This is a genomic window from Intrasporangium mesophilum, assembly GCF_054783095.1.
Genome location: NZ_BAAGRF010000058.1, coordinates 283,452 through 297,021 on the forward strand (window position 1 = coordinate 283,452; position 13,570 = coordinate 297,021).

The 13,570-nt window shown below is 70.7% G+C and carries 13 protein-coding genes; 6 read left to right on the plus strand and 7 right to left on the minus strand.

Annotation, left to right across the window (positions count from 1 at the left end):
• Positions 1-56: 56 nt before the first annotated feature.
• The 3 genes from ACYVLP_RS26625 to ACYVLP_RS26635 all read left to right on the plus strand — a co-directional run bounded on the left by ACYVLP_RS26625 (position 57) and on the right by ACYVLP_RS26635 (position 4,494).
• Positions 57-2,879, plus strand: coding sequence for a MinD/ParA family ATP-binding protein (locus tag ACYVLP_RS26625; protein WP_460630280.1), 2,823 nt, complete (start codon positions 57-59; stop codon positions 2,877-2,879).
• Positions 2,880-2,892: 13 nt separating this feature from the next.
• Positions 2,893-3,636: a hypothetical protein gene (locus tag ACYVLP_RS26630; protein ID WP_460630281.1), complete on the plus strand. Its 744-nt coding sequence runs from the start codon at positions 2,893-2,895 to the stop codon at positions 3,634-3,636.
• A 132-nt stretch (positions 3,637-3,768) separates the two neighbouring features.
• A complete protein-coding gene (locus tag ACYVLP_RS26635) occupies positions 3,769-4,494 on the plus strand; it encodes an AfsR/SARP family transcriptional regulator (RefSeq protein ID WP_452269324.1) in 726 nt (241 codons plus the stop codon).
• Positions 4,495-4,556: 62 nt separating this feature from the next.
• Here ACYVLP_RS26635 and ACYVLP_RS26640 read toward each other — a convergent pair whose 3' ends face one another.
• Entirely contained in the window at positions 4,557-4,730 is a 174-nt protein-coding gene (locus ACYVLP_RS26640) for a DUF3117 domain-containing protein (RefSeq protein WP_076262632.1), read from the minus strand.
• A 140-nt stretch (positions 4,731-4,870) separates the two neighbouring features.
• Between ACYVLP_RS26640 and ACYVLP_RS26645 the strand changes: the two genes are divergently transcribed.
• The gene (locus tag ACYVLP_RS26645; protein ID WP_460630282.1) at positions 4,871-5,698 is read left to right on the plus strand and encodes an enoyl-CoA hydratase/isomerase family protein; all 828 of its coding nucleotides are present in this window, start codon (positions 4,871-4,873) and stop codon (positions 5,696-5,698) included.
• An 83-nt stretch (positions 5,699-5,781) separates the two neighbouring features.
• On the opposite strand, the gene ACYVLP_RS26650 is transcribed toward ACYVLP_RS26645, so the two are convergent.
• From ACYVLP_RS26650 to dapE, 4 genes are read right to left on the minus strand one after another with little or no spacing between them, the layout of a single operon-like run.
• Positions 5,782-6,996: a hypothetical protein gene (locus tag ACYVLP_RS26650; RefSeq protein WP_460630283.1), complete on the minus strand. Its 1,215-nt coding sequence runs from the start codon at positions 6,994-6,996 to the stop codon at positions 5,782-5,784.
• On the minus strand, positions 6,993-7,721 hold the full coding sequence (locus ACYVLP_RS26655) for a hypothetical protein (protein WP_460630284.1): 729 nt from the start codon (positions 7,719-7,721) through the stop codon (positions 6,993-6,995). The genes ACYVLP_RS26650 and ACYVLP_RS26655 overlap by 4 nt, the downstream gene beginning before the upstream one ends.
• Positions 7,718-8,488, minus strand: a complete 771-nt coding sequence (locus ACYVLP_RS26660; protein WP_460630285.1) for an LOG family protein — start codon at positions 8,486-8,488, stop codon at positions 7,718-7,720. The genes ACYVLP_RS26655 and ACYVLP_RS26660 overlap by 4 nt, the downstream gene beginning before the upstream one ends.
• 30 nt (positions 8,489-8,518) lie before the next feature.
• Positions 8,519-9,646 (minus strand): succinyl-diaminopimelate desuccinylase, encoded by a 1,128-nt coding sequence (dapE, locus tag ACYVLP_RS26665; RefSeq protein WP_460630286.1) that lies wholly within the window; start codon positions 9,644-9,646, stop codon positions 8,519-8,521.
• A 92-nt stretch (positions 9,647-9,738) separates the two neighbouring features.
• On the opposite strand from dapE, the gene dapD reads away from it, so the two are divergent.
• Positions 9,739-10,677 carry a 2,3,4,5-tetrahydropyridine-2,6-dicarboxylate N-succinyltransferase gene (gene dapD / locus ACYVLP_RS26670; RefSeq protein WP_460630287.1) on the plus strand — a complete coding sequence of 313 codons (939 nt, stop codon included), beginning with the start codon at positions 9,739-9,741 and terminating at the stop codon, positions 10,675-10,677.
• A 46-nt stretch (positions 10,678-10,723) separates the two neighbouring features.
• Complete coding sequence (locus ACYVLP_RS26675) at positions 10,724-11,599, plus strand: hypothetical protein (RefSeq protein WP_460630288.1); 876 nt, start codon at positions 10,724-10,726, stop codon at positions 11,597-11,599.
• 176 nt (positions 11,600-11,775) lie between these two features.
• Here ACYVLP_RS26675 and ACYVLP_RS26680 read toward each other — a convergent pair whose 3' ends face one another.
• Together ACYVLP_RS26680 and ACYVLP_RS26685 are read right to left on the minus strand one after the other, a co-directional pair.
• On the minus strand, positions 11,776-12,126 hold the full coding sequence (locus ACYVLP_RS26680) for a hypothetical protein (RefSeq protein ID WP_452269316.1): 351 nt from the start codon (positions 12,124-12,126) through the stop codon (positions 11,776-11,778).
• Positions 12,127-12,216: 90 nt separating this feature from the next.
• Positions 12,217-13,497 (minus strand): citrate synthase, encoded by a 1,281-nt coding sequence (locus tag ACYVLP_RS26685; RefSeq protein WP_460630289.1) that lies wholly within the window; start codon positions 13,495-13,497, stop codon positions 12,217-12,219.
• Between the last annotated feature and the right edge of the window lie 73 nt (positions 13,498-13,570).

The window sequence follows — 13,570 nt, forward strand, 5'->3', positions numbered from 1 at the left end:
CAGGCACGGGGACGCGCCAGCACGGTATGCCGCAGCCTGAAGCTTTGGGGGAAACCATGTCCGAGCTCGTCGCCTCCCGCGTGAGCACGCCGAGCGTGCTGGGCACGCAGGCCTTGCCGGGCGAGCGCCACCTGACGCCCGTCGGACCGGCGCAGCCCGACCGGCCACTCACAGAGGTCCGGTGGGCCCTACCACGGGACGTGGCACTCCTCGGACCGGTGCCGGCGTCGGGGCTCGCCACGACGCCGTACCTCGTGCGCCGCGGAGACGGCCAGGTGATCCAGGTCTCCGAGCTGCTGCATGTCGTGCTCTCACGCGTCGACCCCGGCCGCACCCTGGCCCAGATCGCCCGCTCGGTCAGCCTCGTCCACGGCAGGATGCTCACCGAGGACGGTCTGGACTACCTCCTGCGCACCAAGCTGATGCCGCTCCGGCTCGTCATCGAGGTCGGGGCCGAGCCAACGGCCTCCGACGCCGACCGCAGCGTTGCCCGGCCGGTGCTGAGCCTCGGGCTGCGCGGCACGCTGATCCCGGCTACGGTGGTCCGCCCGCTCGCCCGTCTGCTGACCCCTGCCTTCCACCCGGCCGTCGTCGTCGCCGCGCTGGCCGCACTCGTGGCCCTGGACGCGAGGCTGCTGCTCGACGGCGGTGTCATGTCGGCCCTGTCCGCCGTGCTGGCCACGCCGACGCTCCTGCTCGCGCTGTTCGGGATCATGACGCTGGGGGCCGTCATCCACGAGCTCGGGCACGCCGCGGGCTGTGCGGCCTCCGGCGGGACGCCCGGCCGGATCGGCGTCGGCATCTACCTGCTCTTCCCCGCCTTCTTCACCAACGTCACGGACTCGTACCGCCTCGACCGCAGGGGCCGCCTCAGGACCGACCTCGGCGGCCTGTACTTCAACGTCTGGTGCCTGCTCGTGGCCGGCACCGTGCAGGCATGGACCGGCAGTGGGCTGCTGCTGCTCGTCATCCTGCTCATGCAGATCGAGATGATCCAGCAGCTCATCCCGACCGTCCGGTTCGACGGGTACTTCGTGCTGACGGACCTCACGGGCATCCCGGACCTGTTCTCCCGCATCAAGCCGGTGCTGCGCTCGCTCATGCCCGGCCGCCCGGTCGACCCGCGAGTGAAGGAGATGCGCCCGTCGGCGCGTCGGGCCGTGACGGCGTGGGTCTTCACCGTGGTGCCGCTGCTCGGGATCGCCTCCGTGTGGACGATCGTCAACCTGCCGACCATCGTGACGACCACCGTCGGGGCGCTCGAGGTCCAGTGGGATGCCGTGGTGAGCGGCTGGAGGTCCACATCGGTGCAAACGGTGCTCGTCGGTGCGATCGGCACTTTCCTGCTCGTGCTCCCCCTCGCGGGACTAGCCTTGGTCTTCTACCGGATCGTTCTGCTGCTGGTGGGCGTCCTGCGACGGCGCCTGACTGCTGACTCGAGGCGGACGCGCATGAGCACGATCGACAGACCACCGGCCGCGGTGCCGGGGCGACCCGACGACGCGCGCGACGGCCTCGCCAGTCCGAGGCCCCAGCCTGTTCCCGCACCGGCGCTGTCTGACCCGCAGCGACCCGAGCCCGCCCTGCTTCAGCCCGTCACGACGCAGCCCGTCACGCCGCAGCCCGTCACGCCGCAGCCCGTCACGCCGCAGCCGGTCACGCCGCAGCTCGTGACCCTGCCGCCGGTGACGCCGCAGCTGGCCACGCCAGAGCCCAACCGCCCCGAGTCCGCCGCTGACACCGCCGACACCACCCACACTGCCGACACCACCCACGCCGCCGACACCGCCAGCACGACGCACGCGCCTCCCGAGACGCCGGCCGACCTGGCGACGGCCGACCCGGCGACGGCCGACCCGGTGACGGCCGACCCGGCCCTGGCCGACCCGGCGACGGCGGGCCGGGCCCGCGGCGAGCACACCGGTGTGGGCGAGAACGAGTGGGCCAGCTCGCTGTCGGCCGACGAGTTCACCGACGAGGCGTTGTTCGGCGAGCCCCGCACGATGGCCCGCACCGGATGGCGCAGGGCCGTGCGGGTAGCGACCGGCGGACGGGTCGCTCCCGGCCCCGGTGCGGAGGAGCTCCGCCGCGCCGAGATCGCCCAGCGGGTCCGGGCCCCGATCGACGGCAGCCGCCGCATCGTGGTCATGAGCCGCAAGGGCGGCGTCGGCAAGACCACCGTGACCGTCGGCCTCGGCGCGACGTTCGCGCAGAGCCGCGGAGACCGCGTCGTCGCGGTCGACGCGAACCCTGACGCCGGCAACCTGGCCCGGCGCATCGCCGGCGACTGCCCGCGCACGGTCACCGACCTCCTCGCGGACATGGACAGCATCGACACGTTCTCGGCCATGCGGCGCTACACCTCGCAGTGCGAGGAGTCCCGGCTCGAGGTGCTCTCGTCCGACGACGACGCGACGATCAGCCAGGCCCTGGACCGGCCGGCATACCGGCGCGTCGTCTCCCTCCTCGACCACTACTACAACCTGATCCTGCTGGACACGGGCACCGGCATCCTCGACAGCGCGAACCAGGGCCTGCTCGGCGAGGCCGACCAGCTCGTCCTCGTGCTTCGGCCCGCGCTCGACGGAGCCCGCGCGGGTGCCCAGACGCTCGACTGGCTCGACCACCACGGCTACGCCGACCTCGTCTCATCGGCCGTCGTCGTCATCAACGCCGTCGCGCGGAGCGACGACCAGACCATCAGCACCGTCAAGCAGCACTTCGCCCGCCGCTGCGCCCACGTCACCGAGATCCCCTGGGACGCGGCGCTCGAGTCGGGTGGGCGCACCCTCCTGTCGCGGCTGTCCCCGAGCACGCAGGAGGCGTTCATCGACGTGGCCGCGGCAGTGGCCGACCGGTTCGCCAACACTGGAACGTGACAGGGAGGCACAGATGCGAGTACTCACCACACCCATCCGGATCGCGAGCGTCGCCGTCATGGCGGCGCTCGTCCTCGTCCAGCCCGCGTCGCAGGCCGACGGGGACCACTCGCGAGCCCAGCTCGTCGCGAGCGCCCAGGCCAGTCCCGGCATACCGTCCGCCAGCGAGTCGCTGACCGCGTGGGACAAGGTGGGTCGCGCCGGACGCGTCACGACCACAGCCACCTCGTCCGCGAGCTGCGACGGGTGCGATGCGAACGCCTCTGCTGTCCACGTGGTCCGCACCATCGGCGGGGGCGGGACCAGTGCCGACAACGTCGCCGTGGCCTGGGCGAACAGCTGCACCGGCTGCCGCGCCTCTGCTGTGTCGGTCCAGGTGGTCCTGGTGGTCGGCTCGCAGCCGATCGTGGCCAACAACCGGTCGCTCGCCGTCAACGCCGCGTGTGTCGGTTGCACGAGCGACGCCACGGCCGTGCAGTTCATCCTGGTCGGCGGCAAGCGCAGCGACCTGTCCGAGGCTGCCCAGTCGCTGCTGCGCCAGCTCGTCCGCGACCTGCGCGGCGAGGCCGGGACGCGCGACGCGGCTCCCAGGTCGGGATCGACGGACGCCCGGCACCGGTCGGCTGCTCCCCAGCGCGGTCTCTCGACCGTATCGGGCAGCGGCAGCGACCTGCTCGACAATGCCGGGCGCGCGCTTCAGCGCGATCTCGGGGCGACCGGACTGACGGTGAACGTCGACCGGCACACGGGCAGCTGACCGGCCGGCGCGCCTGCGGCATACCGGACGTTCAGGGTCTCCACAGGCCAGGTGCGTATCAGGCGCGTCTCCACGGTCCTCTGACTGGAGGCTGATCAACGAACCCAACGACCATGAGCTTGGGGGCTCGTCATGGCTCTCGGAGTTACGACACGCCCACCGACAGCGGCCGGTCCGCGATGGCGACTACGTCTCCTCGGCGACTGGCGGCTGCTGGATGGCACCACGACGGTGCGGATGCTCCACCGCGAGCGTCTGCTCCTGGCCTACCTCGCAGTTCACGGCTCGCGACACAGATGCCATGTCGCGGGGGTGCTGTGGCCCGAGGTGGACGAGCACAACGCCCGTTCGAGCCTGCGGCAGTCCCTGCATGCGGTGCGTCGGCTCGCGCCGGGCCTGATCGACTCGGACGGCGACTCGCTGGTGCTGTCCGACGACCTCGAGTCGGATGTCGACGTGGTCCGCGAGTGGTGCGACCGGCTCGAGCGAGGTGACGTCGTGTCGCCCGGGAGTGCCGTGGACGGGCTGCGAGTCCTCGACGGGCCCGAGCTGCTGCTCGGGGAGTTCGACGACTGGGTGCTCGTCGAGCGAGAACGGATCCAGCGCGCCCAGACCCGCGCTCTGGAGATGCTCGCCGGCCGGCTCGCCGATGCAGCTCCCCTTCACGCGATCGCGGCATGCGAGGTGGCAGCGCGGATCGAGCCGCTCGGCGAGGGACCCGCGACCACTCTCGTGTCGCTGCACCTGGCGATCGGCAACCGCGTCGATGCCGTGCGCGCCTACCACGCGTTCCGGGACCGGCTCTGGGACGAGCTGCGTCTCGAGCCGTCACCCAAGATGACGGCGTTGCTTGCCTAGGGACGCGCGACGGCCCTTGACCGAGTGGTCAGGGGCCGTCAGGTCCGAATCAGGCGGAAGGGTCAGCTGACGCCGTCACAACCCTGGATCGCGTCACGCAGAGCCGCAGCTTCGTCGGGGGTCATCTCGACGACGAGCCGTCCGCCGCCCTCAAGGGGCATCCGCAGCACGATGCCGCGGCCCTCCTTGACGACCTCGAGCGGTCCGTCGCCGGTCCTCGGCTTCATTGCTGCCATGGTTCCCCTTCCCTAGGAATCCTCGGTTTAGGACCCATTATTCCGTGCGCCGTGTGGGAGACCTAATCCGGGATGTGACAGAGCGCACGCTGCGGTGCTGCGGCTTCCGCAGCGGACCGGATTGGGAGAGAGTGGCGCCCATGAGCGAGTCAGCCCACACCGAACACTCGTCCGAGACGCCCGCCGGTCCGCTCGTCGTCGACGTGGCCGACGGCATCGCGTGGCTCCGGCTCAACCGCCCCGAGGCGATGAACAGCCTCGACAACGCGCTCAAGGACGCCCTGGTCGCCGCCCTGGAGTTGGTGGCCGAGGACCCGGCCGTGCGCTGTGTCGTGCTGACCGGAAACGGCCGCGCGTTCTGCGTCGGGCAGGACCTCAAGGAGCACGTCCAGAGCCTCGGCGACCCGACGTCGTCCCTCGCCACGACGGTGACGGACCACTACAACAAGATCGTGACGGCGATCGTGACGATGAACAAGCCGGTGGTCGCGGCCCTCAACGGCGTCGCCGCGGGTGCGGGGATGAGCTTCGCCCTCGCATGCGACTTCCGGGTCGCCTCCGAGCTGGCCGGGCTCAACACGTCCTTCGCCGGGATCGCGCTGTCCTGCGACTCCGGCGCCTCCTGGTCACTCCCCCGGCTCGTCGGCCCGGCCCGCGCCAAGGAGCTGCTGATGTTCCCCCGGACGATCCCGGCGCACGAGGCTGCCGAGCTGGGCCTGGTGACGCGAGTGGTCGCCGCCGACGAGCTCGACGCAGCGGTGACCGAGCTCGCGCGGACGCTCGCCGATGGGCCGACGCTCGCCTACGGCTCGATCCGGCGGGCGGTGGCGTACTCCGCGAGCGCCGACCTGGCCGATGCCCTCGCGAACGAGGCCGAGCTGATGGCCCTGACCGGCATGAGCAGCGACCACCGGGCCGCCGTCGACGCGTTTCTGGCCAAGGAGCAGCCCACCTTCACCGGCACCTGACCCGGATCCACGCCGGGGTCGATGTATCTGCGCGTCGTATACGACGCGGGATCACATCGACCCGTGGTGCGGTGCGGGCGGGGCTACGGGGGGTAGTCGCTCGGGGGGATGAAGCGCCAGAGGACGTCGGTCCACCAGTACTGCCCGAGCACGCACAGCACGAGCAGCGGCACGCCGATGATGAGCAGGCGCGGCCAGGAGTTCCCGCGCCGGTCGGCCCACCCCGCGCCGATGAGGATCGGCAGCACGGGAAACAGCGGCAGCAGGTAGCGCCACAGGCTGGTGAACGGGTCGAGGACGACGGCCAGGTATGCCGGGTACGCCAGCGACCACGTGCGCAGCTCGGCTCCGAGCGCCCCAGCCCACGGCCCGGCGACGGCGACGACGAGCAGGACGGCCGCCGCGAAGAGCCAGAACGGACCCCAGGTCGGGCCGAGCCAGTACGTCGCCTTGTCCAGCCACGGCACGAACGGCTCCACGGTCGCATAGCCCCGCCAGGCCGCCATGGTGTCGGTGTACGCGCTGCTGACACCGGTGCGCCACCAGGCGATCGCGGGCCACAGGAACCCCGCGACCCCGCAGCCCACGAGCGCTGCGGCCATGGCGGCATACTCGCCGCGGGCAACCGGCCTCTCGCCACGCTTGCGCCACCTCATGACGACCACGACGAGCGTCACCAGACCCAGCGGGAGCGCGATCGGCCGGGACAGCCCGATGAGGAGCGCGATGACGGTCGCGATCAGCCATCGCTCTCGCGACAGCGCATAGAGATACGCCACGAGCAGCAGCATCGCGAGCGACTCGGTGTACGCGAGCTGCAGGGTGACCGACGCCGGGAAGCTCGCCCACAGGGCCACGACAACGTATGCCGCAGGGTCCCCGATCCGCTCGCGAAGGAGCAGTCCCATGAGCACCGCAGCGCCGAAACCGCACACCAGCGCGATCGTGGAGGCGACGGCGGGGAAGCTCAGGCCGGTGATGCTCATCCCGGCCTTGGCCAGGTACGGGAAGAGCGGGTAGAACGCCCACTGGTTCTCCCCGACCTTGCCGGAGTCGGTGATCGGCAGGATGTCGGGATAGCCGCCGTCGGCGATGCGCCAGTACCACTGCCCGTCCCACAGCGCCGTGAACGGGAAGTACGACACCGGCACGTTGTCGCCGCCGGTCATCCCGCTGGGGGCCTGGTGCTGCATGACGAGCAGCAGGATCGTCGTGGTGATGACGCGGGCGACGGCGTAGATCGCGAGCACCCACCCGACGAACGTCCAACGGTTGCGAGTGTTGAGCGCCTCGGTCATGTCGGGGGTCGGCGGCGCGTGGCGGGCCTCGTCCGGCTGCCTCGGGCCGCGGGCTGCTTGGCTGCGGGCTGCTTGGCTGCGGGCTCTTCCACCGGCTCCTCAGCAGCCTCGACAACCGGCTCGGCGGCAGGCTCCTCAGCAGCCTCGACAACCGGCTCGGCCGCAGGCTCCTCAGCAGCCTCGGCAACCGGCTCGGCCGCAGGCTCCTCAGCAGCCTCGGCCGCAGGCTCCTCAGCAGCCTCGGCAACCGGTTCGTCGATCGGTTCGTCGATGGGCTCGTCAGCGGCCTCGATCGCGGGACGGTCCTCGGGCGCCTCGATCGCGGGACGGCCCTCTGGGGCTTCGACCTCGGGACGCTCCTCGCCCGCCTCGACGGTCGGGAGGTCCCCGGCGACGTCGAACGCGGGGAGCTCGTCGGTGCGTGTCTCGTCGGCATCGGGTCCGGCGGGCTGCTCACCTCGCAGGACCGCGATCTCGGCATCCTTCTCCCGCAGCTCTCGGCGCAGCCGGTCGACGACCCCGTCGACCTGGCTCATCCGGTACCCACGGGCGGCGACGTCGAAGGCGAGGCCGTCGAAGTCGGCGTCCTCGATCGGGTCGTCGGGCAACGGCTCGTGGCTCAGGCTCGAGGTCGGCCGGCTCATCGCCCCGCTCGCGAGCCCGAGGATCAGGGCCACGACGAAGCACACGACGATGACGCCGACGAACAGGATGAACCACTTCACGTGGACGGCTCCTCGTAGGTGCGGATGGCCTTGACGGCGGTCTCGGGGTCGTCGGTGACGACGAGGCGGTCGAGGTCGGCAGGACCGATCATGCCGCGTGCGAGCACCGTGTCACGAAGCCAGTCCAGCAGGCCGCGCCAGTACGCCGCACCCATGAGCACGACCGGGAACTCGGTCACCTTCTGGGTCTGTGCCAGGGTCAGCGCCTCGAACAGCTCGTCGAGTGTGCCGAGGCCGCCCGGCATCACGACGAAACCCCGGGAGTACTTGAGGAACATGACCTTCCGGGCGAAGAAGTAGCGGAAGTTGATGCCGAGGTCGACGTACTCGTTGAGCCCGGTCTCGAACGGCAGCTCGATGCCCAGTCCGACCGAGGTCCCCTTGGCCTCGTAGGCGCCCTTGTTCGCGGCCTCCATGGCGCCGGGACCGCCGCCGGTGATGACGGCATACCCCGCCTCGGCGAGCCTGCGCCCGACCTCGACGCCCATCGCGTATGCCGGGTCGTCCGGCCGCAGGCGGGCCGAGCCGAAGACGGCCACGGCGGGACCGAGCTCGGAGAGTGCGCCGAAACCCTCGACGAACTCGGACTGGATGCGCAGCACCCGCCACGGGTCGGCGTGCAGCCAGTCGGCCGGCTGCGATGGCTGCAGGAGTCGCTGGTCGGTCGTCGTGGGCGGTACCTTGTTGCGCCGCAACGTGACGGGACCCGTGCGGCGCTCGTCACGGTACGCAGTCACCTGGTCGAGGTCCGCCTGCTCGTCACTCACAGCGCCACCTTAAAGGCCCTACCCGTGCGGTCAGGCGAGCCAGCGCAGCAGCGCGGCCTCGGCGTCGACGTACTGCTGCACCGGGCAGCACTCCTCGTCCATGTGCGCGAGGTTGGGGTCACCCGGCCCGTAGTTCACCGCCGGGATGCCGAGCCCGGAGAAGCGGGCGACGTCGGTCCAGCCCTCCTTGGCGTTGACCGGGACGCCGAGCGCGTCGATGAAGGCCTTGGCCGCGGGCAGGTGCAGCCCGGGGCGCGCGCCGGCGACGGCGTCGCCGAGAGAGACCTCGAACCCGTCGAACACCTGTTGCACGTGGGCGAACGCCTCGTCGACGTTCTTGTCTGGGGCGAAGCGGTAGTTCACCGTCACGGTGCAGCGGTCGGGGATGACGTTCCCGGCGATGCCGCCGCTGATGCCGACGGCCTGCAGGGCCTCGTGGTAGTCGAGCCCGTCGACGTCGATGGTCTCCGCCTCGTATGCCGTGAGGCGGGCGAGAACCGCCGCCGCGTCGTGGATGGCGTTGTGCCCCTTCCACGGACGGGCCGAGTGGGCAGCCACGCCCCGCGTGGTGACGTCGGCGCGCAGGGTGCCCTTGCAGCCGCCCTCGATCGCCCCGAACGTCGGCTCGAGGAGGACGGCGAAGTCACCGGCGAGCAGGTCGGGCCGGGTCTCCGCGACGCGGGCGAGGCCGTTGAACTGCCCGTCGATCTCCTCGCACTCGTAGAACAGGAACGTCAGGTCACGGCTGGGCTCGGTGACCTCCGCCGCGATCCGCAGCATCACCGCGACGCCGCCCTTCATGTCCACGGTGCCGCGGCCCCAGAGCTGCCCGTCCACCTGCCGCGTGGGCAGGTTGGGAACGGCGGTGAGTGGGACGGTGTCGATATGGCCGGCCAGCACGACGCGCTCGTCGCGGCCGAGGTTCGTCCTGGCCACGACCGTGTTGCCGTCCCGGGTGACCTCGAGGTGGTCGAGCCCACGCAGGGCATCCTCGACGGCGTCGGCGAGCGTGGCCTCGTTGCGGCTGACCGACTCGATGTCGCAGACCGCCGCGGTGAGCGTCGTGACGTCGCTCGTCAGGTCGAGCGCGACGGCAGTCGGGGCGCTCAGGGCGGCCGAAGCGCTCGCGGCGGCCGGGGACTGGGGGCTGGACGGCATACGGGGAAGGCTATCTCCACCGGCGTGTCCGACCCGTCCGGGCTGTGGGTCGGCGTTTCGCCGGGTCCCCGGGTCGCCCTATCCTTGCGGCCATGTCTGAGCGCAGCGCATGGGGATACGGACTGACCACGGTGACGGAGGACGGTCAGACGCTCGACACGTGGTTCCCTGCGCCGGCGCTGGGTCAGCGTCCTTACGACACCGGTTCCGATGAGCTCGCTGCGGCGCTGGAGTCCCTGGCGGCGACTGACCCCGCCCGGGGCGTGCGCACCGAGGTGCGCCTGGTGGAGGTCGACCTCGACGCGGCCCCGGCGGACGCGCCGGACGCCTACCTGCGCCTGCATCTGCTGTCCCACTGCCTCGTGCGGCCCAACACGATCAACCTCGACGGGATCTTCGGCGTGCTGCCCAACGTCGTCTGGACGAGTGCCGGGGCGTGTGCCGTGGACGGGTTCGAGGCGACCCGCCTACGCCTGCGCGCTGCGGGTCACGTCGCCGTCTACGGCGTCGACAAGTTCCCGCGGATGACCGACTTCGTCGTGCCCGCAGGCGTGCGGATCGCCGACGCCGACCGCGTCCGGCTCGGCGCGCACCTCGCGCCCGGGACGACCGTGATGCACGAGGGATTCTGCAACTTCAACGCCGGCACCCTGGGCACCTCGATGGTCGAAGGGCGCATCGTGCAGGGTGTCGTCGTCGGCGACGGGTCGGACATCGGCGCCGGTGCCTCGATCATGGGCACGCTCTCGGGCGGTGGCACGGAACGCGTCAGCATCGGTGAGCGTTGTCTGGTCGGAGCCAACGGCGGCATCGGCATCGCCCTCGGTGACGACTGTGTCGTCGAGGCGGGGCTCTACGTGACGGCGGGGACCAAGGTGAGGCTCCCCGACGGGTCGGTGGTCAAGGCCAGGGACCTGTCGGGATCCAGCAACATCCTGTTCATCCGCAACAGCGTGACCGGTGCCGTCGAGGCTCGCTCCCGCACCGGCTCCGGAATCGCCCTGAACGCCGCACTGCACGCCAACGACTGACCGAAGCCGTCCGCGCGGCTGACGTCCCAGCCGACCAGAGGACCTCATGACGAACACCCGAACGGGCCCCGTGCTCGCCGAGGCCCGGGCCGCCAGCCCCGGGCGCCGCCGGCGTGGGCGCGGCATCGCGGTGCTCGTCGTGCTCGCCATCGTCGGAGCCGGGGTCTGGTATGCCGCCCGGTTCCTCTACTCGAGTGTCATCAACCCGCGGTGCACCATCACGGCGTCCGGCATGACCGAGACCTTCGACCCGGAGCAGACCGGCAACGCAGCCCTGATCGCCGCCATCTCGATGAAGCGAGAGATGGCGCCACGGGCCGCCACGATCGCCCTGACCACCGCGTTCCAGGAGTCGAAGATCCGCAACCTGCGATACGGCGACCGCGACTCGCTGGGCCTGTTCCAGCAGCGGCCGAGCATGGGCTGGGGCACCGAGAAGCAGATCCTCGATCCCGTCTACGCGACCAACCGCTTCTACGACGCACTCGCCAAGTTCCAGGACTACGAGCACGCGGACATCACGAAGATCGCCCAGCGGGTGCAGAAGAGCGGCTACCCGGAGGCGTACCGCGACCACGAAGGTCAAGGCCGGGTGCTCGCCTCCACTCTCACCGGCCACTCCCCGGCCGGCCTGACCTGCCGGCTCGACGCCGCCAAGAGCAGCGTCGCCCCGAGCCGGGTGGCGTCCGACCTGGCCGAGCAGATGGGCGTTACGTCGGCGCGCACCGGCGACCACCAGCTCACCGTCACCGCGCCCGACCAGACCACCGCCTGGGCGGTCGCCCACTGGAGCGTGGCGCGCGCGCAGCAGTACGGCGCGACGGCCGTCAGCATCGGCGAGCGTCAGTGGGACCGCAACCATGGCGGCGACGGCTGGTCGGCGGGCCAGCCGAGCACCACGGTGACCATCACCCTCGCCTGACGGTTGTCGCGTGTGACCAGGCGCCCACTCGACCGGGTTGGTGGGACCAGGCGCTCACTCGACCGAGTTGGTGGGACCGGGCGCTCAGTCGACCGGGGCTGACCGGGGCCCGCGCCCCTCTCCCGGTCGAGTGAGCCCTGCGTCCCACCAGCAACAGGCAGTCCGCGCGCGCCCGGTCAGCCAGTCGCGCCGTCGAGGTACTGCAGCAGGTCGTGGGCCGCGAGCTCGACGTCCTTGTGGCGCCATTCGGAGGCGCGGTAGACGCAGGCGATGAGCGCCGTCCGGTGAACCCGGCGCAGGTCCCCGTAGACGAAGGCGTAGCGCGCCTTCGTCCCGTCGTTCGCGCCCTCCGTGAGGCCGAGATGCCAGGCGGCATAGTCCTCCCACGAATGGTTCTCGAGGAAGGCGTTCTGCGCCTCGGCGTCGGGCTGGACGTCGCCCCAGTCGCTGTCGAGGACGTACTGCCGCTTGTCGATGAGCTCGCGGCAGCGGGCCACCGCGGCGTCGTTCACGTGGTACTTCGCCATCCACCCATCATGCCGAGGCCCCCGCCCGAGAGGGGCGGGGGCCTCGGACCGGCGTGATGCCGGACGGGTGCCGTCTGGGCGCTGCGGCGGTCAGCCTGGGTAGTTGCGCTCGGCCTGACCGGTGTAGATCTGGCGCGGGCGGCCGATCTTGGTCTCGGGGTCGTTCATCATCTCGCGCCACTGGGCGATCCAGCCGGGCAGGCGGCCGATCGCGAACAGCACCGTGAACATCTTGGACTGGAAGCCCATCGCCTTGTAGATGAGACCGGTGTAGAAGTCGACGTTCGGGTAGAGCTTGCGCTCGACGAAGTAGTCGTCGGCGAGGGCGATCTCCTCGAGCCCCTTGGCGATGTCGAGCAGCGGGTCGTCCTGGCCGAGCTTCTCCAGGATCTCGTCGGCGGCCTTCTTGATGATGGCGGCGCGCGGGTCATAGTTCTTGTAGACCCGGTGGCCGAAGCCCATGAGGCGGACGCCGCCCTCCTTGTTCTTCACCTTCTCCATGAACTTCTTCGGGTCGTCGCCCGACTCGTTCAGCTGGCCGAGCATGTCGAGCACGGCCTGGTTGGCGCCGCCGTGGAGCGGGCCCGACAGGGCATGGATGCCGGCGGAGACGGAGTTGAAGAGGTTCGCGTGGGCCGAGCCGACGAGGCGGACCGTCGAGGTCGAGCAGTTCTGCTCGTGGTCGGCGTGCAGGATGAACAGCAGGTCCAGGGCCTTGGCCACGACAGGGTCGACGTGGTAGGGCTCGACCGGGTAGCCGAAGGTCATCCGGAGGAAGTTCTCGACGAACGAGAGCGAGTTGTCGGGGTACATGTACGGCTGGCCGACGCTCTTCTTGTGGGCCATCGCCGCGATCGTCGGCAGCTTGGCGAGCAGACGCACCGTGGAGATCTCGACCTGCTCCTGGTCGAACGGGTCGAGGCTGTCCTGGTAGAACGTGCCGAGGGCCGAGACCGCCGAGCTGAGGACCGGCATCGGGTGCGCGTCGCGCGGGAAGCCGTTGAAGAAGGCGCGGAGGTCCTCGTGCAGCATCGTGTGCCGGCGCAGGAGGTCCTCGAAGGTGCTGAGCTGGTCGGGGGTCGGCAGCTCGCCGTAGATGAGCAGGTAGCAGACCTCGACGAACGAGGACTTCTCGGCCAGCTGGTCGATCGGGTAGCCCCGGTAGCGAAGAATTCCCGCGTCGCCGTCGATGTACGTGATGGCGCTCTTGCACGACGCCGTGTTGACGAAGCCCACGTCGTAGGTGACGAGGCCGGTCTCCTTCAGCAGCGAGCTCACGCCCAGCCCGTCGTTCCCGTCGACGGCCTCGACACCGGGGAAGGTGAGTTCCTTGTCTGCAACCTTGAGAGTCGCGTCCACTGCCTTCGTCACTGTTCCTCGCCTCCTGTCGCTCCGGCCGTCGTCGCCGGACACATATCCGGCAGCGACGTTACCCCAGCGTCGG

Excerpts from the sequence above, each read along its gene's own strand:
- ACYVLP_RS26625 (WP_460630280.1), top strand. The coding sequence starts at position 57 with ATGTCCGAGCTCGTCGCCTCCCGCGTGAGCACGCCGAGCGTGCTGGGC.
- ACYVLP_RS26630 (WP_460630281.1), top strand. The coding sequence starts at position 2,893 with ATGCGAGTACTCACCACACCCATCCGGATCGCGAGCGTCGCCGTCATG.
- ACYVLP_RS26635 (WP_452269324.1), top strand. The coding sequence starts at position 3,769 with ATGGCTCTCGGAGTTACGACACGCCCACCGACAGCGGCCGGTCCGCGA.
- ACYVLP_RS26640 (WP_076262632.1), bottom strand. The coding sequence starts at position 4,730 with ATGGCAGCAATGAAGCCGAGGACCGGCGACGGACCGCTCGAGGTCGTC.
- ACYVLP_RS26645 (WP_460630282.1), top strand. The coding sequence starts at position 4,871 with ATGAGCGAGTCAGCCCACACCGAACACTCGTCCGAGACGCCCGCCGGT.
- ACYVLP_RS26650 (WP_460630283.1), bottom strand. The coding sequence starts at position 6,996 with ATGACCGAGGCGCTCAACACTCGCAACCGTTGGACGTTCGTCGGGTGG.
- dapE (WP_460630286.1), bottom strand. The coding sequence starts at position 9,646 with ATGCCGTCCAGCCCCCAGTCCCCGGCCGCCGCGAGCGCTTCGGCCGCC.
- dapD (WP_460630287.1), top strand. The coding sequence starts at position 9,739 with ATGTCTGAGCGCAGCGCATGGGGATACGGACTGACCACGGTGACGGAG.
- ACYVLP_RS26675 (WP_460630288.1), top strand. The coding sequence starts at position 10,724 with ATGACGAACACCCGAACGGGCCCCGTGCTCGCCGAGGCCCGGGCCGCC.
- ACYVLP_RS26680 (WP_452269316.1), bottom strand. The coding sequence starts at position 12,126 with ATGGCGAAGTACCACGTGAACGACGCCGCGGTGGCCCGCTGCCGCGAG.